The organism is Bacillus sp. HU-1818 (assembly GCF_022695965.1).
Taxonomy (GTDB): domain Bacteria; phylum Bacillota; class Bacilli; order Bacillales; family Bacillaceae; genus Bacillus; species Bacillus atrophaeus.
Genome location: NZ_JAAPBE010000001.1, coordinates 733513 through 758245 on the forward strand (window position 1 = coordinate 733513; position 24733 = coordinate 758245).

The 24733-nt window shown below is 43.8% G+C and carries 28 protein-coding genes, 1 tRNA gene, 1 pseudogene and 2 riboswitches; of the genes and pseudogenes, 11 read left to right on the forward strand and 19 right to left on the reverse strand.

Features of this window, described 5'->3' with window-relative positions:
• Nucleotides 1-5: 5 nt before the first annotated feature.
• Nucleotides 6-959, reverse strand: coding sequence for a hypothetical protein (locus tag GXP75_RS03585; protein WP_242556149.1), 954 nt, complete (start codon nucleotides 957-959; stop codon nucleotides 6-8).
• A gap of 308 nt (nucleotides 960-1267) precedes the next feature.
• Here GXP75_RS03585 and GXP75_RS03590 point away from each other — a divergent pair.
• A pseudogene (locus GXP75_RS03590) lies at nucleotides 1268-2080 on the forward strand (site-specific integrase); the annotation flags it as partial.
• 130 nt (nucleotides 2081-2210) lie between these two features.
• Here the strand turns inward: GXP75_RS03590 and GXP75_RS03595 are convergent.
• A tRNA-Val gene (locus GXP75_RS03595) sits at nucleotides 2211-2283 on the reverse strand.
• A gap of 170 nt (nucleotides 2284-2453) precedes the next feature.
• Here GXP75_RS03595 and GXP75_RS03600 point away from each other — a divergent pair.
• A complete protein-coding gene (locus GXP75_RS03600) occupies nucleotides 2454-3644 on the forward strand; it encodes a DUF819 family protein (RefSeq protein ID WP_242556151.1) in 1191 nt (396 codons plus the stop codon).
• 258 nt (nucleotides 3645-3902) lie between these two features.
• On the opposite strand, the gene metC is transcribed toward GXP75_RS03600, so the two are convergent.
• Nucleotides 3903-5075 (reverse strand): cystathionine beta-lyase, encoded by a 1173-nt coding sequence (gene metC / locus GXP75_RS03605; protein WP_242556152.1) that lies wholly within the window; start codon nucleotides 5073-5075, stop codon nucleotides 3903-3905.
• The gene (locus tag GXP75_RS03610; RefSeq protein ID WP_214917902.1) at nucleotides 5068-6189 is read right to left on the reverse strand and encodes a methionine biosynthesis PLP-dependent protein; all 1122 of its coding nucleotides are present in this window, start codon (nucleotides 6187-6189) and stop codon (nucleotides 5068-5070) included. The genes metC and GXP75_RS03610 overlap by 8 nt, the downstream gene beginning before the upstream one ends.
• 69 nt (nucleotides 6190-6258) lie before the next feature.
• A riboswitch (SAM riboswitch) is annotated at nucleotides 6259-6383 on the reverse strand.
• A gap of 193 nt (nucleotides 6384-6576) precedes the next feature.
• Between GXP75_RS03610 and GXP75_RS03615 the strand changes: the two genes are divergently transcribed.
• Genes GXP75_RS03615 through GXP75_RS03625 form a run of 3 tightly spaced genes read left to right on the forward strand, consistent with a single transcriptional unit; the run spans nucleotide 6577 to nucleotide 8299 of the window.
• On the forward strand, nucleotides 6577-7299 hold the full coding sequence (locus tag GXP75_RS03615; RefSeq protein ID WP_061571821.1) for an esterase family protein: 723 nt from the start codon (nucleotides 6577-6579) through the stop codon (nucleotides 7297-7299).
• A 56-nt stretch (nucleotides 7300-7355) separates the two neighbouring features.
• Nucleotides 7356-7871, forward strand: coding sequence for a YjcG family protein (locus tag GXP75_RS03620; RefSeq protein ID WP_061571253.1), 516 nt, complete (start codon nucleotides 7356-7358; stop codon nucleotides 7869-7871).
• A 5-nt stretch (nucleotides 7872-7876) separates the two neighbouring features.
• Nucleotides 7877-8299 (forward strand): GNAT family N-acetyltransferase, encoded by a 423-nt coding sequence (locus GXP75_RS03625; protein WP_214917906.1) that lies wholly within the window; start codon nucleotides 7877-7879, stop codon nucleotides 8297-8299.
• 54 nt (nucleotides 8300-8353) lie between these two features.
• Here the strand turns inward: GXP75_RS03625 and GXP75_RS03630 are convergent, their stop codons facing one another.
• Nucleotides 8354-8608, reverse strand: a complete 255-nt coding sequence (locus GXP75_RS03630) for a hypothetical protein (RefSeq protein ID WP_214917909.1) — start codon at nucleotides 8606-8608, stop codon at nucleotides 8354-8356.
• Between the two features lie 118 nt (nucleotides 8609-8726).
• Here GXP75_RS03630 and GXP75_RS03635 point away from each other — a divergent pair, with 118 nt between their 5' ends.
• The gene (locus tag GXP75_RS03635) at nucleotides 8727-11012 is read left to right on the forward strand and encodes an ATP-dependent helicase (protein ID WP_242556153.1); all 2286 of its coding nucleotides are present in this window, start codon (nucleotides 8727-8729) and stop codon (nucleotides 11010-11012) included.
• 85 nt (nucleotides 11013-11097) lie between these two features.
• Here GXP75_RS03635 and spoVIF read toward each other — a convergent pair whose 3' ends face one another.
• The 4 genes from spoVIF to GXP75_RS03655 all read right to left on the reverse strand — a co-directional run bounded on the left by spoVIF (nucleotide 11098) and on the right by GXP75_RS03655 (nucleotide 12611).
• The gene (gene spoVIF, locus GXP75_RS03640) at nucleotides 11098-11352 is read right to left on the reverse strand and encodes a sporulation-specific transcription regulator SpoVIF (protein ID WP_003327539.1); all 255 of its coding nucleotides are present in this window, start codon (nucleotides 11350-11352) and stop codon (nucleotides 11098-11100) included.
• Between the two features lie 175 nt (nucleotides 11353-11527).
• A complete protein-coding gene (locus GXP75_RS03645; protein WP_003327540.1) occupies nucleotides 11528-11677 on the reverse strand; it encodes a YjcZ family sporulation protein in 150 nt (49 codons plus the stop codon).
• Between the two features lie 81 nt (nucleotides 11678-11758).
• The gene (locus GXP75_RS03650) at nucleotides 11759-11965 is read right to left on the reverse strand and encodes a hypothetical protein (RefSeq protein ID WP_010788265.1); all 207 of its coding nucleotides are present in this window, start codon (nucleotides 11963-11965) and stop codon (nucleotides 11759-11761) included.
• Between the two features lie 289 nt (nucleotides 11966-12254).
• Nucleotides 12255-12611, reverse strand: coding sequence for a DUF1360 domain-containing protein (locus tag GXP75_RS03655; RefSeq protein ID WP_242556278.1), 357 nt, complete (start codon nucleotides 12609-12611; stop codon nucleotides 12255-12257).
• A 172-nt stretch (nucleotides 12612-12783) separates the two neighbouring features.
• Here GXP75_RS03655 and GXP75_RS03660 point away from each other — a divergent pair, with 172 nt between their 5' ends.
• The 5 genes from GXP75_RS03660 to cotZ all read left to right on the forward strand — a co-directional run bounded on the left by GXP75_RS03660 (nucleotide 12784) and on the right by cotZ (nucleotide 15351).
• Complete coding sequence (locus GXP75_RS03660) at nucleotides 12784-13170, forward strand: spore coat protein (RefSeq protein WP_003327544.1); 387 nt, start codon at nucleotides 12784-12786, stop codon at nucleotides 13168-13170.
• A gap of 40 nt (nucleotides 13171-13210) precedes the next feature.
• The gene (locus GXP75_RS03665; RefSeq protein WP_088116940.1) at nucleotides 13211-13537 is read left to right on the forward strand and encodes a spore coat protein; all 327 of its coding nucleotides are present in this window, start codon (nucleotides 13211-13213) and stop codon (nucleotides 13535-13537) included.
• Between the two features lie 91 nt (nucleotides 13538-13628).
• A complete protein-coding gene (gene cotX / locus GXP75_RS03670) occupies nucleotides 13629-14135 on the forward strand; it encodes a spore coat protein CotX (RefSeq protein ID WP_088116939.1) in 507 nt (168 codons plus the stop codon).
• Between the two features lie 147 nt (nucleotides 14136-14282).
• Nucleotides 14283-14771 carry a spore coat protein CotY gene (gene cotY / locus GXP75_RS03675; protein ID WP_061571244.1) on the forward strand — a complete coding sequence of 163 codons (489 nt, stop codon included), beginning with the start codon at nucleotides 14283-14285 and terminating at the stop codon, nucleotides 14769-14771.
• 139 nt (nucleotides 14772-14910) lie between these two features.
• On the forward strand, nucleotides 14911-15351 hold the full coding sequence (cotZ, locus tag GXP75_RS03680; protein WP_242556154.1) for a spore coat protein CotZ: 441 nt from the start codon (nucleotides 14911-14913) through the stop codon (nucleotides 15349-15351).
• Nucleotides 15352-15457: 106 nt separating this feature from the next.
• On the opposite strand, the gene GXP75_RS03685 is transcribed toward cotZ, so the two are convergent.
• The 10 genes from GXP75_RS03685 to GXP75_RS03730 form a co-directional block, all read right to left on the reverse strand.
• Entirely contained in the window at nucleotides 15458-16207 is a 750-nt protein-coding gene (locus GXP75_RS03685; protein WP_277990651.1) for a CotO family spore coat protein, read from the reverse strand.
• Between the two features lie 105 nt (nucleotides 16208-16312).
• Nucleotides 16313-17089 carry an enoyl-ACP reductase FabI gene (gene fabI, locus GXP75_RS03690; RefSeq protein ID WP_010788262.1) on the reverse strand — a complete coding sequence of 259 codons (777 nt, stop codon included), beginning with the start codon at nucleotides 17087-17089 and terminating at the stop codon, nucleotides 16313-16315.
• A 136-nt stretch (nucleotides 17090-17225) separates the two neighbouring features.
• Nucleotides 17226-18041, reverse strand: coding sequence for a bifunctional hydroxymethylpyrimidine kinase/phosphomethylpyrimidine kinase (gene thiD / locus GXP75_RS03695; protein WP_242556156.1), 816 nt, complete (start codon nucleotides 18039-18041; stop codon nucleotides 17226-17228).
• Between the two features lie 18 nt (nucleotides 18042-18059).
• On the reverse strand, nucleotides 18060-19070 hold the full coding sequence (gene thiF, locus GXP75_RS03700) for a thiazole biosynthesis adenylyltransferase ThiF (protein WP_242556157.1): 1011 nt from the start codon (nucleotides 19068-19070) through the stop codon (nucleotides 18060-18062).
• A complete protein-coding gene (gene thiG / locus GXP75_RS03705) occupies nucleotides 19067-19831 on the reverse strand; it encodes a thiazole synthase (RefSeq protein WP_214917923.1) in 765 nt (254 codons plus the stop codon). The genes thiF and thiG overlap by 4 nt, the downstream gene beginning before the upstream one ends.
• 3 nt (nucleotides 19832-19834) lie before the next feature.
• Nucleotides 19835-20035, reverse strand: coding sequence for a sulfur carrier protein ThiS (gene thiS, locus GXP75_RS03710; RefSeq protein WP_088118460.1), 201 nt, complete (start codon nucleotides 20033-20035; stop codon nucleotides 19835-19837).
• Nucleotides 20035-21144 (reverse strand): glycine oxidase ThiO, encoded by a 1110-nt coding sequence (thiO, locus tag GXP75_RS03715; RefSeq protein ID WP_242556158.1) that lies wholly within the window; start codon nucleotides 21142-21144, stop codon nucleotides 20035-20037. Before thiO ends, thiS begins: the two co-directional genes overlap by 1 nt.
• Nucleotides 21128-21745 carry a thiazole tautomerase TenI gene (gene tenI, locus GXP75_RS03720; RefSeq protein WP_214917927.1) on the reverse strand — a complete coding sequence of 206 codons (618 nt, stop codon included), beginning with the start codon at nucleotides 21743-21745 and terminating at the stop codon, nucleotides 21128-21130. Before tenI ends, thiO begins: the two co-directional genes overlap by 17 nt.
• Entirely contained in the window at nucleotides 21723-22430 is a 708-nt protein-coding gene (gene tenA / locus GXP75_RS03725; protein ID WP_214917929.1) for a thiaminase II, read from the reverse strand. Before tenA ends, tenI begins: the two co-directional genes overlap by 23 nt.
• Nucleotides 22431-22513: 83 nt before the next feature.
• Nucleotides 22514-22622, reverse strand: a riboswitch (TPP riboswitch).
• Between the two features lie 61 nt (nucleotides 22623-22683).
• Nucleotides 22684-24528: a monovalent cation:proton antiporter family protein gene (locus GXP75_RS03730; RefSeq protein WP_242556159.1), complete on the reverse strand. Its 1845-nt coding sequence runs from the start codon at nucleotides 24526-24528 to the stop codon at nucleotides 22684-22686.
• Nucleotides 24529-24733 lie beyond the last annotated feature (205 nt).

Here is a 24733-nt window from a genome sequence, read left to right on the forward strand (position 1 = left end):
AAAAGCTATTTTTTAAATAAAGTATTGTATGCATTCTCAAGTCTGGTATACACTCTATCATATATTGACCTATTTTCTTCACTTGTTTCATTAAATTCCGGTTTATTTATAACTTTACCAGTAATCTCATCAATATTCTGATTGAATGTTTCTTCTTCATTTAATGGTATACTCATTACCTCTGTAAATGAATCATCCTTCAAAGTTCCTGAAGTTCCATTATTAAATTTTACTCTTATTGTAGGCTTCATTAAACCCTTTGTGTCTTTAATAATCGATACCACATTATCTTTATTAGTTGGTGTATTATATGTTATATTCCCTGTCTTCGAACCAAGTTTTTCCAATGTTTCTGTTAAATAATCGACTGTTTCATTGTCAATAATATCGCCATTTAAAGGATAAAATCTTAAAGTTACATTCTTGATTTGTTTTACTTTCTTTAACTCTTCCTCGATTGCTCCTTTAAAAGGAATAGCTACGACATTTAAATTGACATTAGGTAATTTTTCTTCCCTTACTTCATTCTCTTCCCTGGTATAGTTTCTAATTTTTTCTCTCGCTGTTACTGAGAAATTCTTTAAAGTCGGACTCCCTTTTTGATTTTTAACTAATACCATGCGATGGTTTTTCAAATTTATTAAGAAATAAGAGTAAGGATCTGAAGGATATATTTCATTTGTCCTTACTAATTCACCTTTAATAATTCTCGACTTCACTTCTAAAGTAGTACTTTTAACAATTAAACCAGCAAGGACAAATTCACCTTTTACATTAGTCAGTTTAACATTACGAAAAAAGAAATCAGTTTCCTTTTTTTCACTTCCTTTTTTTTGATCCTCTTCTTCTTTTGAAAAAGCCGGTAGTATAATTTCAAAAAAATAATCCAACATAGGTTGATTTTCTTTTCCAAAAGTACAATTGAAATTTGCAATATAAGAATGTTTGTCTTCTAACAAAGAATATTTCCCCCTTTTTATCATTTCTAACTCTTAGAATTCGACAAAAAAAGGAATACTCCTGCTACTTTATACTCATTATTCATGATACACGAACAAGTGTTCTTAATCAAGACTTTTCGTTAATAAAACTTAAATAGGCAATTTACGAAATTTGTCGAATAAATTCATCTACATTGTACAAATCGGGTAAACGCCTGAATATATTCTTTCTTAACTGCCACCGTACTCAAGCCGTTAACCGCCAATAGTCTATCCTGAGATTTACCGGAAGCAGTTTACAGAGAACATAAAAAGCATCACCATGGGCTAGAAAAGATGGAAAGCCTGGCGGATTAGGAGATCAAACAATCAAAGATATATTTAAAATTCTGCAAGCACTGTTTAAAACCGCAACAGAGGAATGGAAATTGATAAAAGATGATCCTATGGAGGGATTGAGTTCACCTGAAGCTGAGAATAATGAAATGAACTTTCTTGAATCGGAAGAAGCAGCTGAATGTATTAAAGTGTTGTATGAAATAGATATTAAATGGCGCTTATATTATCTTGCAGCTCTGATCGGGGGGCTTCGTAGAGGAGAAGCTCTTGCTTGTGAATGGCACTTGGATGTAGATTGGGACAAAGGTGGAATATACGTAAATAGATCAATTTCTAAAACAATTAACGGAGAGCCTCTCGTCAAAAGCCCGAAGTTAAAAAGTTCTCAACGATTCGTTAAAATGCCTGATTTTTATATGGATGAGTTGGCTAAATATTATCGCATATGGAAAAAAGAAAAATTGTTGCTTGGCGATGCCTGGGAAGGCGGAGAACATCAATATGTATTTCACAGTGGTAAAGGAAAACCTTACTACTATACAACCCCTACCGCTAAATGGACTAAAATAAAAAAGAAGTACGGCCTCAAAGATGTTCGTCTCCATGACTTGCGGCATACTATGGTGGCTCTCCTTATGGAAGCTGGCGAAAGTCTCAGTGCTATTCAAAGAAGAGCTGGACATGCCAGTGCTCGAACAACTAGTGATATTTATGGTCATGTTACCGAGAAACTCGAAAATAGCACAGTAAAACACTTTAACCAGTTCGATCCTAGAAACCTAGCACAAAAACAGAGTTGATTTTGAATTCCCCTTCAAAATCAGCTCAAAAAAACAATTTCGTCCCCAATTCGTCCCCAACTCGCTGAATGATGACAAAATCACTAAATAAGAAAAGTAAAAAACCCTTGCTACGCAAGGGTTTAAGCTATGATTCCGACTGGGCTCGAACCAGCGACCTCTACCCTGTCAAGGTAGCGCTCTCCCAGCTGAGCTACGGAATCATGATATGTATGTGTTGCTGGGTATGTTGGTTGTCTTACTGACAAGTTCTATTATATGTGCTAATGTGCTTTCCGTCAATATCTTTTTTATAAAAACTTTATCTTCTCTTGCTCTGCTGTCTTGTCACCCTTATAATTATTTTAATTTTCAAATAAATAGGGGTGGTTGAGTGGATTCTTTTATTTCTTCTGACGATGTTTGGGTGCTGTGGGGGTTTATCGCGGTGTGGGCCGCTGTTAGTATCTATTTCGAGCAGCGCTTTAAATGGGCATCTGCTATTTCCGGGGCAATATTGGCGCTTGTCGGGGCGATGGTATTTACGAATATCGGGGTGCTCCCTGTTGAATCTCCTGTGTATGATTCAGTGTGGGCATATGTTGTGCCGCTTGCGATTCCTCTTTTGCTGTTTCAGATCAATGTGCGTCAGATTTTTAGCGAAAGCAGGCGTTTGCTGTTTATCTTTTTGGTAAGCGCTGGGGGAACGGTGCTTGGCAGCATTGCGGCTTTTTTTCTTTTGAAAAATCATATTCCTTTTCTTGATAAAATCGGCGGTATGATCAGCGCTTCTTATATCGGCGGTGGAATTAATTTTGCGGCGATGGCTGCGAAGTTTGAGACGCCGGGTGAATATGTTTCAGCGACTGTGGTGGCTGACAATTTTATGATGGCGATGCTGTTTTTTATATTAATCAGTATTCCCGCTCTGAAGTGGTTTCAAAGACATTTTGATATGCCGTATGAAGACAAAGTAAAGGCGGAAGGAAACGGCGAAAATAATGCAGAAAGCTATTGGAAACGGAAAAGTATTTCCTTAAAGGATATTGCGTTTAATATGGGCGCTGCTTTTGCGCTTGTCGCAGTGAGCGTTAAGATTGCTGTTTTTTTTAACAGTGTTTTTTCTCATCCCCTTTTGACCGGGACTTTGGGCGATCAGTATCTTGTGCTTACGACTTTGACCGTCCTTGTGATTTTTCTTTTCCCTCGCTTTTTTGAAAAGCTCAATGGGTCTCAGGAGCTGGGAACCTATTTCATTTATTTGTTTTTTGTGGTGATAGGTATTCCTGCCGACCTCCGTTTAATTGTGACTAATGCGCCGCTTATTCTATTATTTGTGTTCCTCATTGCGATCAGCAATTTAATCGTTTCTCTCCTTGTCGGAAAACTGTTCCGCGTCCGCCTTGAGGAAATTCTGCTTGCCGTGAACGCCACAGTTGGCGGGCCGACGACAGCTGCGGCAATGGCGATAGCAAAGGGATGGCGGGAGCTTGTCGCGCCGATTATGCTGGTCGGAACGCTTGGCTACTTAATCGGCAACTATGTCGGCACTTTTATGGGAAATTGGTTTTCTTCCTTTTTATAAATAAGGATTTCTGAGATTTTCTTAGATTGTTAAAAAAGTAATGCTATAGAGAGAACGGAGAGATCATGGCGGTGATAAAAGAAAATACCATTTATATAAGGCCCTTACAGATAGATGATGCTGAAGGAAACCTGAAGTTACAAAGCGAGATATGTAAAAATCAACGGAGATTGGCAGGATCATCAAGTGCTGGCGATTCTCAATCCTGCTGATTAAATTTTTTTCATAAAAAGAAGCCGAGTGTCCCCGGCTTCTTTTTTACCGCGCAGCTACAGGCGCTATTTCTTTCAGCGCTTGTTCGAAATCGCGTTCTAAATCATCTGCATTTTCGACTCCCACACTGAGCCGCAATAATCCGTCAGTGATGCCGCGTTTTTCACGTTCTTCCTTAGGCATCGCCGCATGGGACATCGTCGCCGGATATGACAAAATGGATTCCACTGCGCCGAGACTGACAGCAAAGACCGGGAGTGATACGTTTTCCACCAATTTTTTGACGGCCTCTTTGCTTTCAAGCTCAAATGAAAGTACGGCGCCAGCTCCGCTTGATTGGCTTTTATGGATAGCGGAGCCCGGATGATCAGACAGCCCTGGGTAATACACACGTTTTACGGCCGGATGCTGCTGGAAATATTCCGCAAGCCGGAGTGCCGTATGGCTTGCTTTTTCTAACCGGACCTGCAATGTTTTTAAACCTCGCAGTACGAGCCAGCAGTCTTGCACGCCAAGGACAGCGCCGAATGCGTTTTGCAGTTTATACAGTTCGCGCCCCAGTGCGTCATCTTTAACAGCCGCAAGCCCGGATAAAACATCGCTGTGTCCGCTCAAGAACTTTGTGGCGCTGTGAAGTACGATGTCTACCCCGAGATCAAGCGGCCGCTGTAATGCCGGCGTCATAAACGTGTTGTCCAAGTATGTCAGACAGCCATTCTCCTTTGCCAGCTTGACGACTGCTTTAATGTCAGTAATACCAAGCGTAGGGTTTGACGGGGTTTCCATGTAAATGACTTTAGTATTTGGCTGAATATGTCGGGCGATTTCATTTACATTGGTCATATCGACAAAGGTATGCTCAATCCCAAAGCGGGTCAAAACCTCTGTCACCATACGGAATGTTCCGCCATACACATCTTCTGTCACTAATACATGGTCATCCTGTGAAAGCAGCAAGAAAGCCGTTGAAATGGCGGCCATCCCCGAACTGAAGGCAAACCCTCTCGTTCCGCCTTCTAAAGCCGCAATCGTTTCCTCCAGAGCCGTTCTGGTCGGCGTGCCTGAGCGGCTGTAATCAAATGCGCCAAACTCTTCAAACGATGATTGGTGAAAAGTTGAGGCATGCTGGATCGGCACACTGACTGCCCCTGTTGCTCCGTCTGTTTTAAATGGATTGTGGACTAGCTGGGTTTCCAGCGTCCAATTATGATTACTCAAATGAAACAGCTCCCTCTTTGACCTGACGTAACGCCTGTTTTAAGTCTTGTTTTAAATCTTCGGCGTGCTCAATACCGACTGAAAAGCGAAGCAAACGATTGCAGACGCCGTTTGCGATTCGGATGTCTTCCGGAATATCCATATGGGTTTGGGTCGCGGGATATGTAATAAAGCTTTCTACCCCGCCAAGGCTTTCCGCAAAACAAATCGTCTGCAAGGCTTTTAAAAACGGATTCACCCATTCTTCTTTCTGCAAACGGAATGACAGCATACCGCCTTTGCCCGGATACAGCACATCGGCGATTTCATCTTGTTCTTCCAAAAATGCCGCAAGCTCCTGCGCATTTTCTTGGTGCTGGCGCATTCTGAGGCCCAGCGTCTTCATTCCCCTCATTAAAAGCCAGGAATCAAATGGCGGAAGCACGGCGCCAATCGCATTTTGGTGCTGAAACATTTCCTCACCAAGCTCCTTATCTTTCACGACGACAAGGCCAGCAAGCAAATCATTATGCCCGCCCAAATACTTCGTCGCGCTGTGAATGATAATATCTGCCCCAAGTTCCAAGGGACGCTGCAAAATCGGCGTGTAAAATGTATTGTCCACAATGAGAAGCAAGCCTAACTCATTGGTAATCCGGGCAATGTTTTCGATATCAGCTTCCTGCATCAGCGGATTTGTCGGCGTTTCCACGAACACCGCTTTTGTGTTATTTGTTATTTTTGAGCGTAAACAGTCTTCGTCTGTGAAATCATCATAAAGGAAGCTCAATCCGTATTTTCTCCATTCATTTTCAAACAGACGGTATGTGCCGCCGTACAAGTCTGAGGAGACAATCAGTTCATCACCGCTTTTGAATAAGGCCATAATCGTTTGGATGGCGGCCATGCCTGAACTGAAAGCAAACCCTCTTGCGCCGTTCTCTAGGCTTGCGATCGCATCTTCGACAAGCTGGCGTGTCGGATTTTTCGTCCGGACATAATCAAATCCGGTCGATTCGCCGATGCCTTTGTGACGGTAGGCCGTTGATAAATAAATCGGCGGGTTTACAGTTCCCGTCGTTTCTTCGCTGCGGTTTCCGATTTGGGCTAATTTCGTTTCAATATGCTCTGACATAGAACAAACACCATCCCTTTTCAAAATAAAAAACCCCTTGCTTCATAAGAAGAAGGGGTTTTACACTTCCTCTTATCTTCCAAGCACAAAAATCGCTTGCTGGATTTAGCACCTTGGCACTTCGCCTTTCTTGGCAAAGCAAACCGGTTGCTGAGGTTTCAAAGGGCCAGTCCCTCCACCTCTCACGATAAGAATGTCTCTAAATTTTCTGATTGTTTTATATTAGCGTAATTCATTTTATATTTCAACAGTTTTTTAGATCTACTGGTGAATCGGCTGCAAACACTCACAGAAGATGTTCCAAAGAGAGAAATTTCTAACAATTCGTGGTACAATAAAGGATACATAACATATGTGAAGACTTTAGATGGCCTGGAGGAATTTATTGTGGCACCAAAAACTGGAGTAATTCATGAAAAGAAGCTTTTTTCAGAAGAGCTTGGCGGGGAAATGACGATACTGGTCTATTTGCCGTCAGTCTACTCCCCTCTTTATAAGTATCACCTTATTATCGCCCAGGACGGTCATGATTATTTCAGGCTGGGCAGAATCGGCCGTCAAGTGGAAGATCTTCTCTCCAAAAGAGAGATTGACCGCAGCATCATCATCGGCGTTCCTTATCAGAACGTCAAAGAACGCAGGGAAACGTATCATCCGGAAGGCTCTAAATTTGCAAGCTATAAGCGGTTTATCGCAAATGAACTGATCCCTTATGCTGACAGAGAATATCCTACGTACGAAGTTGGGTACGGCCGAACGCTGATCGGTGATTCTCTCGGAGCCACTGTTTCCTTAATGACAGCTCTTGATTACCCGAATATGTTCGGCAACGTGATTATGCAATCTCCATACGTTGACCATCATGTACTGGAGGCTGTGAGCCGGTCAAATGATATGAAGAATATCTCTATTTATCATCAAATCGGCGAAAAGGAAACAGACGTCCATACAACAGACGGACAAATTTTAGATTTTACAGCACCGAATTTGGAGCTCAAACAGCTAATTGAACAAAAACAGTCGGAATATTATTATGAAACGTTTGACGGAGATCATAAATGGACCTACTGGCAGCCGTTAATTACTCCGGCGCTGAAAAAAATGCTGTAAGTCATCCAATCGCTTGCTATACTCATTATGATCAAACAATTCAGGGAGGGAATATCATGAAATACGGAATTGTTTTATTTCCATCAAAAAAACTGCAGGATCTTGCAAACTCTTACAGAAAGCGCTATGACCCAAGCTATGCACTTATCCCGCCTCACCTAACACTCAGACCCCCGTTTGAATCTACTGAGCAAGAAGCAGCTCAGGTGGTGTCGCAATTAAGACAAATTGCAAAGGAATCACACCCGATTGTATTAAAATTAACAAAATACAGCTCTTTTTCTCCGGTGAATAACGTCATTTATATTAAAGCTGAGCCGACAGACGAATTAAAAGAGCTGAATGAACAATTATACAGCGGTGTTTTAGCCGCAGAACCGGAATACAGCTTTGTCCCGCATGTGACAGTCGCCCAAGATCTTTCAGACGATGAGCATTCCGACGTGCTGGGGCAGTTAAAAATGCAGGAAGTATCCCATGAAGAAGTAATCGACCGCTTTCACTTAATGTACCAGTTAGAAAACGGGTCATGGACTGTATATGAAACATTTTTGTTAGGCGGAGGAGAATAAGAGACTTGGAAGCAGTTATCGCAAAAAATGAAGCACAAATCAAAGACGCTTTTTTCGTCAGACAAGAAGTCTTTATAAAAGAACAAAATGTACCGGCTGAAGAAGAAATCGACCATCTTGAGAGTGAAGCAGAGCATATTGTGGTTTATGACGAAGGACAGCCAGTCGGTGCCGGAAGATGGCGCCTTAAAGAGGGGCTCGGTAAATTAGAGCGGATTTGCGTATTAAAAAGCCACCGCTCTTCCGGCGTAGGAGCCATCATTATGCAGGCGCTGGAAAAAGCGGCAGAAGCCCGCGGCGTGTCCGGTTTTATTTTAAACGCACAAACTCAGGCAGTGCCGTTTTATGAAAAACAGGGATACAAGGTCTCATCGAAAGAGGAATTTCTCGATGCCGGCATTCCCCATGTGGAAATGATCAAGAAATAACGAAAGAAAATCCGGATCTCAAAAAGATCCGGATTTTCTTATGGATATCAATTGTTATGCATAATGATTAATATACCTGCCGACGCCCTCTTCCTTTAGCCTTTTATAAAGAGAGCGCTTACGTTTTGTTTCGTTTACCTTTTTTTCTGCCTCCGTCTGAATCTCCTGGCGTTTTTCGACTTCTTTGTAGACACGGTCATTTGGAACATGGCTCACCTTTGTGATTCCGGCATAATCTGGTTTATGTACTGCGGTGCGATTTGCATACTGAGCATATTGGTGATTTTGGATTGGACCAGCATATATCATATGATACCCTCCCCTTTGCTCTCTTTTTCCCTTAAACTTACTTTTTGAAACGCTATTCTTTTGTTATGATATTCTTTGTCTGCAAATACATGAACACCTTTAGTGGGAGGACCCCTTTTTGAAATGTGCCCGACTGAATGATCGAACAATACATTTACATACATATTCGAGAGAACATTACCAATTCCTCTATGAAGAAGCGGTAAAAGGACATTTATTTTGCGCCCATTGCGGAAGGCCTGTCATCATGCGGCTCGATATTCTTCAGGAACCTGAATTTCTCCACCGTGAAATAGGAGATTTCTCAGCTTGCGAAGAGGCTTGCCATTCAACATCCCGCAAACAGGAAGCAAAAAAAGAAGATTACGAGGAATCCGGCGTTTTCCGTTTACCTAAAGGCAAAGCCATTTTAGCCGATAAATCCCCCGTCCTGACAGAATGGCAGCCGCCAAGAAAGATAAACCCCGGAACGCCTTTTCTAAAAAAACCGGAAGAACAGCACTTGTCTCTTTTTCCAACGATCGGTTTAAACACTGATCAGCTTCAGGCTGTAACGGAAACGGAAGGTCCGCTGCTTGTGCTTGCCGGTGCAGGGAGCGGAAAAACACGCGTGCTGACCGCCCGCGCCGCCCATATGATTGAACACCTCGGCGTATCGCCGGAGAACATGCTGCTTGTGACCTTTACGACAAAAGCAGTCGCTGAAATGAAAGAACGGATGGCTAATGAATACGGACTGGCTCCCCAACATGTAGGAAGGCTTGTCACCGGAACGTTCCACAGCTTATTTTATAAAATTCTCTATCATTATGATTCTTCCAAATGGAACGGAGACCATTTGCTGAAAATGGAATGGCAAAAGGAGCAATATATAAAAAAAGCGCTCTATGAAGAAGGGGCAGACGAAAAAGAGTTTCCTGTCGATCAAGCAATCCAGCAGATCGGCTATTGGAAAAACTCTTATTTGCCTGGAGAACGCATTCCTTTAAAGGATGAATGGGAAAAACAAGTCTACCGGCTGTACGAGCATTACGAACGGCAGAAAAAAGAACACGGCCAATTTGATTTTGATGATATGGCGTCCGCGTGCTATGAACTGTTTCAATCGCGGCCTGATATTCTCGAACATTACCAGACTCGCTTCACTTATATTTTAATAGATGAGTTCCAAGACATAAATCCGGTGCAATATAAAATCATGCAAATGCTCGCCAGCCCAGAACAAAATCTGTGCTGTGTCGGAGATGATGATCAGTCAATTTACGCGTTTCGCGGAAGCAGTCCTTCTTTTATCCTCGACTTTCAGAAGGATTATCCCGGGGCAAAGACCGTTTACTTAACGGCCAATTACAGATCGACTCATCCGATTGTCTCAAGCGCTGATCTTGTGGTGAAGAAAAATAAAAAGCGGTATGTCAAAACGTTAGAAGCTACCCGTGACGATGTGCAGCACCCGGTATTGTTTTATCCGTATGACGAAGAGGAAGAAGCGACTATGGTCGTGTCCGATATAAAGGAAAAAATTCAAAACGGCGCGCGTCCGGAAGACTTCGCGGTTCTTTACCGGACAAACAGCGGCGGGCGGGCCATTTACGAACGGCTTCATCAATCATCAGTTCCATATACAGCGGATCGCGGCGTTCAATCCTTTTACAGCAGAAGAATCGTCCGCCAAATTCTGGCTTACTTATATGTCAGCCAGAACGAAGATGATACAGAAGCCATCAAGCATCTGCTTCCCGCACTGTTTTTAAAACAGTCAGCCTTAAATACGCTAAAGGCTCTCTCGATTACGGAAGATTGCTCGATGGTCAAAGCTCTGACAAAGCTTCCGGACCTCAAGTCCTTCCAGCTGAATAAAATCAAAAAAATCGTCCCGTTTTTCGCCAGCCTTCGCACCATGAAACCGGTAGAAGCCATCACATTTGCTGAAGGTAAGATGGGCTTTTCCGAGTATTTAAAAAAACGCGGAAACGAAGGAAACAAGCTGGAAAAAGGGTCGGATGACCTCCGGGATGTAAAAGTTGTCGCCAAGAAATTTAAGACCATACCTGACTTTCTCGCTCATGTCGATCATATGCGCGCTGCTGAAAAGAACAAAACAGCAGAAAACGGCGTACAGCTTATGACCGTTCACCGTTCCAAAGGATTAGAATTCAAAACGGTCTATGTACTAGGAGCGGTAGACGGCTCGATTCCGCACGATTTCTCGCTTGAAACGGCGAGAAAAGGAGACGAAACCGCTCTTGAAGAAGAAAGAAGACTGCTTTACGTTGCGATGACCCGGGCAGAACAGCATTTGTATATTTCCTGTCCGGCAAATCGGCGGGGAAAAACCGCTCACCGCTCTAGATTTTTGCAGCCGCTTATGCTGCTGAACAAACGATCGTCCTTACACAAATAAAATGGAAATCAGCCTGACAGGCCATCTGTCAGGCTGTTTCAAATAAAGAAGGCCCGCCATTTGAAACAGCAGGACCCAGTGATGCTTATTTATTGTTAAGCATCTTTGAAATCGTGCCAAAATCAAGCTTTTCTTTTCCGCTCGTAATGGACTCAACGATCTTATCTTCTAACTCTTTCGGCACGCGTTTGTTCGCAAGCTGCGATACACGCTTAATTACGCTTCTGACTGTATTCTCGTCTTTAAAATTGGCGTTTTGCAAAGAGCCGGCAAGATTCATGACATCGTTCATATTCACGCCTGTTTTCTTTTCAATATTCTTAAAAAATTGATTATCCATCATGTGCCTCCTTTTGTTGGAGTAATACATTATTGTATGAGCGCCGCACGATAGTGTGCTTTTTCCATCGTGAGAAAATTACGGTCTGCCCACAAGTTTTTTGATTCACATGAATGATTTACACAAGGTAAGGAAGCACGGGGCAAGTTCCCGTACTTCCTCTAGTTAGATCATATTAACCAAAAAAAGATGCGCCTACGATAATAAGAAGAATGAACAATACGACCACAAGAACGAATGTGGAACCGTATCCGCCTCCAGAATATCCTCCAGCGTAACCTCCGCCGCTATAGCAGCCTCCGCCGTATCCGTATCCGAAACCCATAATTAAGCACCTCCTTTACTCTCTATACACTATGTGACTCAAATCATTTGGCTTGGATAAATGCATAGGGCGCTTGCGGATTTATGGATGTTTTGGAAATTCTGCATGTTTCTTCAGACGGGCTTCCGTCTCTTCCGCAAATGTTTCGATCTCTTGTTCAAAGGTCATACCGGCTTGATCAAACCGGGCTAATTCCTTCTCAATATTTCGGATCTTTTTGTCGTGCTCCCTTTGCTTTTCATCATGCGGCCGGTATTTCCCATTTATATACGCTTCAAATTCGCTCACTGTATCCCCCCTGTTCATGGTGTATGCAAAGGGGAGCGAACTTGTTTCTAAAAAAACAAAAAACCGGACATCTCCGGTTTCTCCGCCAGGCTACTGAGGCTTTTTCTTGCCGCCGCATCCGCAGCCTTTCTTTTTTATTTTTTTGGAATAAGGTTGTTGATTGGTCGAACCTTGATATGGAGATTTTTGGGAAGGTTTGCTTAGTTGGCTCATAGTGAATCCTTCCTTTCATTATGTCATATATGCTAATTTATGCTTTTTTTGTTTGAAAGTTTCTGGTGGGTTCGCCTTATTCTTGCAGCCACTTCGAAACAAGAGTTTCAATAACTCCGGCAAGACCGGCGATGGCCAACAGTAAAATCAGCCACTGAGCGATAGCTGTAATAAGCGCCTGGCACACGATTAAAAAGCCGGCGCACCACACACCCGTACACCAATAACAGCTGAGCAATTCTCCTATAAACGCTCTTACGCCTGTTCCTTTGATGACAATATACGTCTCGACATTCCCGTCTGCATCTGTTTCCTCCTTCTCTTCATGAAAAAGGCGTCTGAGAGGCGCCATGATGGTGTCGAATACGAAAAGCCGCGCCAGGCGAAACACTGCAAACGAAAGAAGAATAAAAGAAAGCCAGTTGATAACCACTGATTCACTCCTTTTTTTAAACATGACCTCTTTTACGTATATGCCAAAACCCTGATCCTCATGAATCGCATCTTGTCCGGTAAAAAAATGGGTGCGGATTGGTTGTTTTTCTTATTCCGCTCTGCACTTAATCTGCATTATATAAAGTATGGATAAGAAAGGAGTGAAGGTTATGTCGTTTGAAGAAAAAGCTGAATCACTGCATCCTCAAATATTTGAACAATTATCCAACGAATTCGAGCAGCAAATCGAAGTGATTGATTGTGAAAATATCACCATTGATACAACACATATAACGGCCGCTCTTTCCATACAAGCTTCGGTTACTACAATGATTATCCTAGCGACACAACTGATGATCGCCGATCAGGACGCAGCTGACGGAGTGGTAAGTGAAATCCTCATCCTGGATGATTGTCAGATCAAAAAAAGAACGGTCATTCAAGTCATTAACAGCCGAAATATCAGGATCACTCTGGCAGCAGACGATATCATGGCCTTTGTACAAATTCTACTTCAATTATTAAATATACTTTTCACTGAACTAGGCATCCTTTAACCCTTTCTTTTCACATACTTTAAAGTTGAGGTGAAAACAATTGGCAGATAACGAAAAGTTCAAAGAAGAGCTCGCTAAGCTTCCAGAAGTAGACCCGATGCTGAAAATGCTTGTCAGCAACGTCTTTAAAAAACACGGCGTTACGAAGGATAAATTAAAAGAAGTATCAGATGAAGAAAAAGAAATGCTTCTGGCATTAGTGAAAGACATGCAGGCAAAGTCCGATGCTTTCCTTGAAAGCCAGAGAAAGAAAAAGGAACAGGAAAAAGAAAAAGAACAAGAACAGCCAAAAAACCAAAAGCCGCAAAGCCGCAGAGAACAATTAATCGAACAGCTCCGTCAGAGACGCCAAAATCCTGATAAATAATCAAAAATAGTGTTTTTCACTAGGGTATATGCCTGAGTCAAAGTAAGAGGCTGGCTCATTTAATAATAGTAAAAGAAAAGGAGGAATAGATATGGAAAGCAGACCATATTCTTGGGTTGCACTTGATCCTGACTGCGACCATCCGCTAGACGACAAAGAAGAAAAGAAAGATAGAAAATGTAATTGCGATATTTGCTGCAATGGCAATGGGTTTGGCGACAACAATGCCTTCATCGACCAAGATCTAGCTCAGGCAAATCTCAACAAACAAGTCTCCGATGAGACAATTATTATTAGAGATTCTTGTGACATCAACGTTTCATCTACAGACGTTCAAGCGGTAACATCAGTTGTCACAGCGCTTAATGCTGCTGTTGTTACGGCTACTCTCACATCCATTGCAGACGGAGTAATTGCAGAATTAGTCGCACAAGATTTATTGCAGCTTACAGCTAACAAACAAGTAAACCGCCAAAAACTTCTTATCGAATGCTCCCGCGGTGTAAATGTCACAACAGTAGATGCTGACATCGCAGCATTGGTCTCCACAGCTACCAACACACTTGTGGCCATCTTAGTCATCACTCTCGTTCTCTAAACCTAAAAGCAGAGCTAAAAATGCTCTGCTTTTTCTTATTTTCCTGCATATATTAATTTATAGACGGATACCCACACCAAGTGGGGCTCGCGTACATATGTTGTTAAAGACTAAAGTCAAATACCCTAAAAGAAGGAGCTGAAATCCATGAGCTGCGGAAAACACCATGGCCGACATGAAAACTGTGTATGCGAAGCGGTTGAAAAGATTTTAGCAGAGCAGGAGGCAGTTGAAGAACAGTGTCCCACTGGCTGCTATACCAATCTTTTAAGCCCGACTATTTCTGGAAAAGACTCAATTCCGTTTCTCTTGTACGATAAAAAAGGCGGATTGTTCTCCACATTTGGAAACGTCGGAGGATTTGTGGATGATATGCAATGCTTCGAATCCATTTTCTTCCGAGTTGAAAAATTATGCGACTGCTGTGCGACACTCTCTATTTTACGGCCCGTCGATGTAAACTGTGACACACTCAGCGTGTGCCACCCTTGTGATCCGGATTTCTTCGGTCTTGAGAAAACAGACTTTTGTATCGAAGTTGATCTAAGCTGCTTCTGCGCGATTCAATGTCTGTCCCCGGAATTAGTTGACCGGACATCGCCAAGCAAGGACAAAAAGCATCATCATCATGGATAAACACTGATTTTGCATGAAAAGAAATCCCCTTCCAAGCTTTGATTACGGATGCAAAATCATTCAGCTGCTCTCTTTATGAGCAGCTGACTCTCCATTATTTTTGCCAGTCATTTTAAAACTTTAAGGCAGGAGGGATAATATGAGCCAGAAATCATCAAGCTGTGTGCGTGAAGCGGTTGAGAATATCGAGGATCTCCAAAGCGCAGTAAAAGAAGAATGCCCGACAGGCTGCTATTCAAAGCTTTTGTCTCCATCCTATACATTAGGCGATACTATACCATTCGCAATATTCACTTCAAAATCAAAACCTTTCGTTGCGTTCGGGAATGTCGGCGAACTGGATAACGGACCTTGTTTCAATACCGCATTCTTCAGAGTAGAAAAAGTCCATGACGGCTGTGCCACACTAAGCCTATTAATCGCATTTGACGAACATAAACACATTTTAGATTTCACAGATAAAGATACGGTTTGCGATGTGTTCCGTCTGGAAAAAACAAACTTTTGCGTAGAAGTTGATCTAGATTGCTTCTGTGCAATCAATTGTTTGAACCCAAGACTTCTTAACCGCACTCACTAAAGACAGACATCCTTTCCCAGATAAAAAAGCCTGCAGAAACCTGCAGGCTTTTTCTTTCATCTAAATAAGCTGCCGGAGGTAATCCAGACAGCCATAACCCAACTTATCAAAATCCAAGCGGATGCAAAGAGGTGATGTCATCAATTACCAGCTCTGTCGGCGCGCCGTTTCCGGTCGTGCGAAGAAGGACGGAATTATTTCTTCTTCCGACGATCACACCTCTGTATGTTTTCCCATTCGCTTCAATCAGGCAAAGAGCTCTTGGCATATTGTGCGGAAGCTTTGTTAAAAAGTCAATTTTTTCAATAATGGACATTTTGCTCATCGGTTTTTTCACTCTTCTTGGAGGTGTTTGTTTTTCCTCCGCTTCCGCATTATGGACGGCTTCCGGTTCTTTTTCGGGCTTCTTCACTTCGGCAGCCGGCTCTTGCTCGTTTTTTTGACGATCTTCAGTTTCTGCTTGCTGCTGTGCCGGGTCCTGTTGCTGCGCCTCTTGGTGCTGCGCGGTTTCCTCCTGCTCCTGTGCTTCCTGCTGCTGCAACGTCCCTTCATGCTTCCGTGCTTCCTGCTGCTGCAACGTCTCTTCATGCTTCCGTGCTTCCTGCTGCTGCAACGCCCTCTCATGCTGCTGTGCTTCTTGTTGCTGCACCGCACCTTTTTCTTGCTGGATATCTTTTTTCAGAGATTCTTCATGCTGCTTTTCGGCCGTTTCCGGCTTTTTCCGCTCTTCCGGCGGAGCCGTTTTGATCTTTCGTTTGATCACAATATCCTGCATAGAAGATCTTGTTTCTGAGTAATTGGGCTGAACAATATACATGAGCGGTTTTTTATCCGCGTCTCTGTTTTTATTTGACATCTTCATCCCTCCGATTCTGTCATATCCTATCTATATGACAGAATGTTAAAAATCAGAAGAAAGAAAAAAGCAATCCCAATTGGGACTGCCTTTGAAACATTTTATTTAGCGTGCGGTAATATGGAAACCTGAATCAACGTGAAGGTTTTCACCGGTGATGCCTCTGGACATATCGCTGAATAAAAATGCAGCTGTATCTCCCACCTCTTCAGGCGTTGTCGTGCGACGGAGCGGCGCACGCTCTTCGATGTCTTTTAAGATTGAGTTGAAGTCACTGATGCCTTTAGCAGACAATGTTCTGATCGGGCCAGCTGAAATACTGTTTACACGAATATTTTCTTTACCTAAATCAGCAGCTAAATATTTTACGCTTGCGTCTAGAGAAGCTTTCGCCACTCCCATGACGTTGTAATTCGGCATAACAAGTTCTCCGCCAAGGTAAGTCAATGTCACAATGCTTCCGCCTTCTGCCATGATCGGACGAGCGGCTTTGACGACAGCTGTCAATGAATATGAGCTGATATTATGCGCCAAAAGGAAGCCGTCACGATTCGTATTTAAATATTCGCCGACAAGCTCTTCTTTGTTCGCAAAAGCGATACAATGCGCGATACCGTGGATAACGCCGACCTGCTCTTTAATGCTTGCAAAACATGTGTCGATTTCCTCATCGTTTGTTACGTCACAAGGAAGTATAATTGAATCGTTTCGTTCTAATGTCCCTGCCAATTCATTCACTGACTTCTCCAAGCGTTCACCCGCATAAGTGAAAATCAGACGTGCGCCGGCTTCGTGTAAAGAACGCGCGATTCCCCATGCGATACTGCGTTTATTGGCAACTCCCATTACGACGATGTTGCGGCCTTCCAGTGAAAAATTCATATGTATAAAGCCTCCTATATTCATGTCAATACATAGTATTAGTACCTGATCTTAATATTCATCATATCATAACCAAGGGCAGAATAAAAGAACTGAAAAAAGGCACATAAAGAGATCACCTTTCAAAAGGTGATCCCTAATCAGCTGTATTCAAGCTGTTTCTTTTAAATGCAAAATGATTTGTCGGACCATGGCCTGCTCCGATTCCAAGCGTATGTTCCACCGCTTCACGAACAAAGTTTGCCGCGACTTCAAAAGCCGCATGAATCCCGTGTCCTTTGGCGGTTTGAGCCGTTAAAGCAGCGGCAAAGGTACAGCCTGTTCCATGGGTATGCTTCGTTTTAACATATGGATGGCTGATTTGTGTAAACGTTTTTCCATCATAAAGAAGGTCAATGATCTTTTCATCTTCCGGCTGGTGTCCGCCTTTAATAATGACATACTGCGCCCCAAGCACAATACATTTTTCAGCGGCCCTTTTCCGGTCATCCATCGTGTGGATTTGAATTCCTGTCAGCGCCTCTGCTTCAGGTACATTTGGCGTGATCGCATAACTTCTGGGGATCAGAAGCTCCTTCAGCGTGGCAACCGATTCATCGCGTAATAATGAGGCACCGCCTTTTGCAATCATTACCGGGTCAACAATCAGCCGATCCAATTGATACTGATCGACTTTCCTCGCAACTTCTTCAATCATTTCCGCGCTCCACAGCATTCCCGTCTTGATTGCATCTGGTCTTAAATCTTCCGCGACTGCGTCAATTTGCCGGCCAAGCGCTTCCACAGACAGCGGATATACTCCATGAACACCTAATGTATTCTGGGCCGTCACCGCAGTAATAGCTGACATGCCGTATACATCCAGCTCCTGGAAGGTTTTTAAATCCGCCTGAATACCTGCGCCGCCTCCCGAGTCAGAGCCGGCAATGGTCAATGCTTTACTGATACTCATAAAAAAACTCCTTTCACATTACCCGATCCACTTATGATAAAGGGATTTAGCTTTGGTAATATCATTTGTCCCGTGTATAAACGCTCTTCCGTCCTGAAACAACACCATCTTCATGTCATGTGAGCGGCATGAAATTAAATATGGGTTCGCCGTCACTTCAAGCCCTGCTTGTCTCAGCTGCACAGCAAGCGATTCAAGATCAGGCTGTTTGGCAAGTCCTGACCTGATTTGCACGGTGTCCCTGCCGCACAACACAGCCGCTTTTGTTTGATTTTCATAGGATAAAAACGGAAAATCTTTTGTGCCGCAACTCGGGCAGGAAGCATTAACGAGACTTGCTGCGTTTATCTCAGACCGCTCATTCTTCCACAAATCAAAAGACCGAAGCACCGGTTCAGGCCGTTCACCCGACAAAAGCTTAAGCGCGTCTGTCACCTGATAGACAGCGACCTGCAGGACGGCGGGACTGATGATGCCGGCTGTATCACACGTTAATCCTCCTAAAGGAAGTTTGTCGAGCAAACAATGAAGACAAGGCGTAACACCAGGCAAAACAGTAAAGGTTAGTCCGTAGCTGCCGACGCATGCGCCGTAAAGAAAAGGAATCCCCATTTTCACAGCGGCATCATTAACGATCAAGCGGGTTTCAAAATTGTCGGCGGCATCCACAATCACGGACGCTCCTTCGATCAGCTCAGAAACATTTTCAGCATTGACATCCATGACAATCCCTTTGACATGTACGTCGCTATTAATGGAACGAAGCCGCTTTTCAGCAGCAGCGGCTTTCGGCATTTCCTTTTTCACATCGTCCTCTGTATATAGCTGCTGGCGCTGTAAATTGCTCCATTCCACATAATCTCTGTCAGCGATCGTCACAGACCCGAATCCCGCCCTGACAAGCATTTCAGCACTGGCTGTGCCAAGCGCGCCGCCGCCGATAACCACCGCGCGCGCTTCCCTCAGCTTTTCTTGGCCTGAGCGGCCGATCGGAGCGAACAGCTCCTGTCTGGAGTACCTGCCCGTCATACAGGAAGACCTTCTCCCGGGCTGCTCGCCGTTCCGTAATGTTTCACCGGAATTCGGCCCGCTTCAAAGGAAAGACGGCCCGCTTCCACTGCGAGCTTCATGGCGCGCGCCATCTTAACGGGATCATTTGCCCCGGATACAGCGGTATTTAACAAAACACCGTCCGCCCCCAATTCCATAGCATGCGCAGCATCTTTAGGAGAGCCGATTCCCGCATCAACAATAACCGGCACCTTAGCCTGTTCAATGATAAATGACAGATTCAAAGGATTAACGATTCCCTGGCCTGACCCTATCGGCGAAGCACCCGGCATAATTGCGTGAACGCCAAGCTCTTCAAGCTTTCTGGCCAAGACGACATCATCAGACGTATAAGGCAGAACGATGAATCCCTCTTCCAGAAGCTGTTCAGACGCTTTTAATGTCTCTACCGGATCCGGAAGCAAGGAACGGCTGCACCCGATTACTTCCACTTTAATCATGTCACAAAGACCTGATGCTTTCGCAAGTCTGGCGATTCTGACCGCTTCTTCCGCGGTACTTGCGCCCGCTGTGTTTGGAAGCAGTGTATATTTGGATAAATCAAGCTGTTCCAGAAAATTCGGCTGGGACGCTTCAAAAATATTCATTCTCCTGACAGCAAAAGTTAAAATATCAGATTCAGAAACGTGTACCGCTTCCTTTTGGATTTCAAATGTTGGATATTTCCCTGTTCCCAATAGTAATCTTGAAGAAAATTGCTTTCCGCCAATTGTTAGCATTTCTCATCCGCCTCCTACAAAATGGACAATTTCTATAACATCCCGATCACAAAGATTAATATGCCGATAGTTCTCTTTATCAATGATTTCTTTATTTCTCTCCACAATGACAATTTTATTTTCAAGCTGGTAGGACGCGAGTAAATCTTGGATAGTGCCGGTGTCCTTGTCCCATTCCACTTGTTTTCCATTCAGCTGAAGCATCATGCCTGAACCGCCTCCTTGCGATCAATTCTAAACGCGTCTATCCATTTTTGATTGACCTCTCTGTCCATGACTAAATCGCAAATTACTTCACCAGTAGCCGGAGCCAGCAAAATTCCGTTTCTGAAGTGGCCTGCGGCAAATAGAATCCTGCTATCCTCCGGGTGCCTGCCGATATAAGGTTTTCCGTCTCCAGTTCCCGGCCGCAGCCCAGCCCAAAATCGGTCTACCTTCATATATTGGATGGCCGGCAGCATTGTTTTTGCTTTCCGCATAACGGATTCAAGTCCGCCAAGTTCCGGCTTATCACTCCAATCCCCCGGTTTCATTGTCGCCCCGACAACCAATCTGCCGCTTTTTCTCGGAACGATATAGCAATGGTCATGATAAAGTGTTTTCGTAAGCGGAAAGTCGTCATTCCAGACAGAAAGGCACTCTCCCTTAACAGGGAAAAACGCTTGGTTCAGACCGAGCTGCTTAAAAAACTGCCCGCTCCATACCCCGCTCGCCACGACAACATGATCCGCATAGACTTCACCGGCCGTCGTTGTGATGCAGACGGCATCTCCGTCCCGCTTTATTTCCGTAACCGATGTGTGTTCATACAACTCAGCGCCTGAAAGCTTTGCCGCTTTGGCGTAAGCCTTGCATACGTAAAAAGGCTCAACATGGACATCAGCTTTAATTAGACTGGCTCCGGCAATTTCTTTTGACGTATACGGCTCATTCTCCAGCACTTCATCTTTTGTATGCCAGCTGACGGAGTCTAAATCATCCATCTGCCGTAAACGAGCGACGTCTTCTTCTGAAAACGCCAGCTTATACATACCGCCGTTGTGCCGTCTGATATCAATGCCTGACCGTTCGTTCAGCTCGGCTCCAAGCGCCTGATATAAACGCTGGCTGTACATGGCAAAATCAAAAAACGCATCCCGCTCCTCACACTCGGCGTGAGCCCCAAGCATTCCCGCAGCAGCGCTCGTTGTTTTTCCGCCGATTGTTCCGCTCTCAAACAAAGCCGTTTTTTGCTTTTCTTTTGACAAATGATAAGCGATGGCTGAACCAATGATCCCGCCGCCGATGATGACTGTATCATAGTGCCTTTTCATACTTGTTCTCCTTTAGCTTGCGGGAGTAACTTCTGGAGGCTTCCAAAGGATCCGGCGCTGAAAATATTCCGGACATGACGGCAACCCCAGCAGGATCGGCTTGTCTCACTTCGGGTATCCTGGAGGGCGTTATACCTCCTAATGCAATCACCGGTATCGCAAGCGTTTGTTTTATTTCTGTCAAGAGCTGTACACCCCTGCCTTCTAAACCTTGTTTGCATTCCGTTTCAAACACATGCCCGAAAAGCACGTAATCCGCATCTTCACGTTCTGCTTGAACGGCTTCTTCTAGCGAATGAACAGACCGTCCGATATGAAGGTGGGGAAACCTCGCTCTCACCCTTTTTGCCGAAAAACTATGGCCCGGCAGCTGAACACGATGAATATTGGCAAAAAGCGCAATATCCACCCGGTCATTCACAATCAGTTTTTGCTTCTCAACACCGCCTTGATAAATAAGCTCAAGCAGCTTCAGGATATCATCGGCCGATTTTGACCGTTCTCTGATATGAATGAAATCAACCTCATCTTTAATGGCAATGATCGAAGACGAGAGATGTTCAACACGCTGGCAATTATCAGTTATCGCGTGCAGCTCCAAGTTTCTCCACCTCTTTTGCGGCGCTGTTCGACCAGCCTTCTTTTCGGTAGGCCATTCCCCAAAATTGATACTCGTAATAACTGGAAATGACAAAATTCTCTTTCATTTTGGCGCGGACTTCCTCCGTGCTGCTTTCCGCTAACTCATCTAATCTGTTAATCTGTTCCTCCACCTGCTGTTTAAACCAGTCACCGCCATAAGTATTTATCCATTTTTCATAAATCGGATGACCCGGATCACATTCAAGCAGCCTCTCGCCCACTTCATAATAAAGCCAATAGCATGGCAAAAGAGAAGCCAAAATTTCCGCAAAGTTCCCGCTCATCACCGAACGGTACATATGAGATGTATAAGAATACGCAGTTGGAGACGGCTTAAACTCCTCACGCTCTTTTTCACTGATTTCCAAAAGCTCTGTAAATTCTCGGTGCAGCGCCATTTCCGCTTCATATGTGCCTTGCGCGTGGCTTGCCATTCGCCCCGTCGTAAAAAGATCCTTGGCATATGCAGCACCGAACGACTGGATCTTTGCAAAATGCGTTAAGTAATAAGAGTCTTGAAGAACATAATATTTAAACCGGTCAATCGGGAGGCTCCCGTCACCAATTCCCTGCACAAACGGATGGACAAAACTTCCATCCCACCATTCTGCTGCTGCCTGACGACACTCTTGCGAAAACTTCATCATTTCATTCCCCCAGTCTGAAAAATAAAAAAACCACTTTCCCGGAAGGAAAAGTGGTTTGGAATTTGCATAGATAAAATAACCCAAATACCGCTCCACTTCCCTACGCAGGTTTTAACCTGTTCAAGTTATGAGGGTCTAAAAGTCTCACTTTTATCTCAGCCCTTTTGAAGGGCACCCCTAGTGGTCATACAATTATAATTTAATTTTTACTGCACCTCTATATTAACATGAATCCATTTTTGGTCAAGGTTTATCCTTCCAGTGTTCTTTTCATTTCCGTCACATATTTACGTGATCCGGTCACGATCAGACGGTCACCTGATTGAAGCCTTGTATCTCCATGGGGAACAATGCTGTCCACCCCTCTGAAAATCCTGACAAAAATGACATCTCCCGTTAAAGGGAATTCACGCAAAATCACACCATCGTATTTACTGTTTTCCATATTAATTTGGTACAGCGAAGATTCCTGGTTTGTGAGCAACTTCATAACACCAGGAGCCTCGATAAGCGCACGCAGCAGTGTCTTAGTGGAAAGCAAAATGGAAAAAGTATTGATGCCCTCCTCCTTTAATTTAGCTTCATGTTCAACTGAGCCGACGCTTGCGATTACCCGTTCCGTTCCTTTTTCTTTGGCGTAAAGAGCAATATCAGCATTTACATCTTCATTACCTGTCGCAACCACGAGGACATCAGTCTCAAATATCCCTTGTGACTCAAGGGTTTGACGCTCATAATCAGAAATGGTTTCCACGCTGAAAACAGAGTCTGACAGCTTTTCTTCCGCATTTTCCTGATATACGTGGACCACCCTGACTTTATACTCTTCCTCAGGTAATTCCAATGTTACCGGCAGCGTCATCTGATTGGCGCCAATAAACGTAATGGTCTTTTTCTCCTCCGGCTCCTCTTCTCTTTTAAACAATTTCTTAAAGCCGACGGGCGTTATAATGCTTGCAATGACAGCAACCAAAGTCAGCGCCCCTGACATATTCGCGCTGATGATATGCAGGCGTTCTCCAATCGTCGCAGCCGCAATGACAAGAGAAAGCGTAGACGTCAATAAAAAGCCCGATGCCCATACCGTCCTGTTGTCATACCATTTTTTCAAGTAAAGGACAGGAAGGATTTTACTCAATAGCAGCGCGATTAAGAGAAGCGGAATCATGATTAAAATCAACGGGTCCTGAAAAAGCGACCAAATGTCTAATTTAACACCGACCATCACGAAGAAAATCGGAATCAAAAAGCCGTAGCCGAAGGAATCCAGCTGCTGCACCAGCTCTTTGTTCGGCGAAAGCAGAGAAACAAGCACACCGGCTAAAAACGCGCCGAGAATATTTTCAGCTCCAAGTGATTCAGACAATGCGACAAGGACGATAATCAACGTGAAAATCGCACGTGTGCCGATTTGGATTGTTCCTTTTGACATCGACTCCACGAAAGAACGATGCTTAAAGAGCCGCCCGAAGAAATAAAGCACAACTCCGGCTGCAAACAAAATCATTAAGAGCCACATGTTTCCATTATCGTTCCCGTACAAGGAAGCAAAAACAGCGAGAAGAATCATAGTAACCAAGTCAGCAATGACAGCCACAAGCAAAATGATCTGCCCTATATTTGAATTCATTATCCGCTCTTCTTTTAAAGTCGGCACAACAACGCCTAAAGAAATGGTTGATATGATCAGCGTCATTAAAAAGGCGTTATCAATAAACCCGGCCAGCACAAATGCGTAGGATAGCGCCAAAGATAAAACAAAGATGCCGAGAAAGATGACAGACGCCGTTTTAAATGTATTCGGCGCCTCCTTGCCGTTCGGGAGAAATTGTTTTTTCTTGCCTTTCTCAAAAGTCGAAAAATCAATTTCCAGCCCGCTTAAAAACATTAAAAAGATAAATCCGAGCACAGAGAGCGTCTCAAGCCACGTATCACCCTCTACTACTAAATTAAAGCCGCTTTTTCCAATAATAAGCCCCATGATAATCTCAGCTACTACCACGGGGATACTGAGCTTAAAACGATGCAAAAGAATCGGAGTTAAAAATGCGACTACAAGTACAACAACTAAAGAAGCGACAGATGTATGCTCCATATATAAAAAACCTCCTTTAAGAAACCATTCAAAACCAGGATAAAGTGAGTTTTCACAAGCACGAACGGAACCTTTTTTAAAAAAACATAACGTGATTTTAACAAGGTCAGACATGAAAAAAAAGTGATAAGGCTTATTTCTTTTATCAAATACAATTTCTTTCTATAATTTGCACATAAAGCGGTGTGATGAGTCACGAGAATTT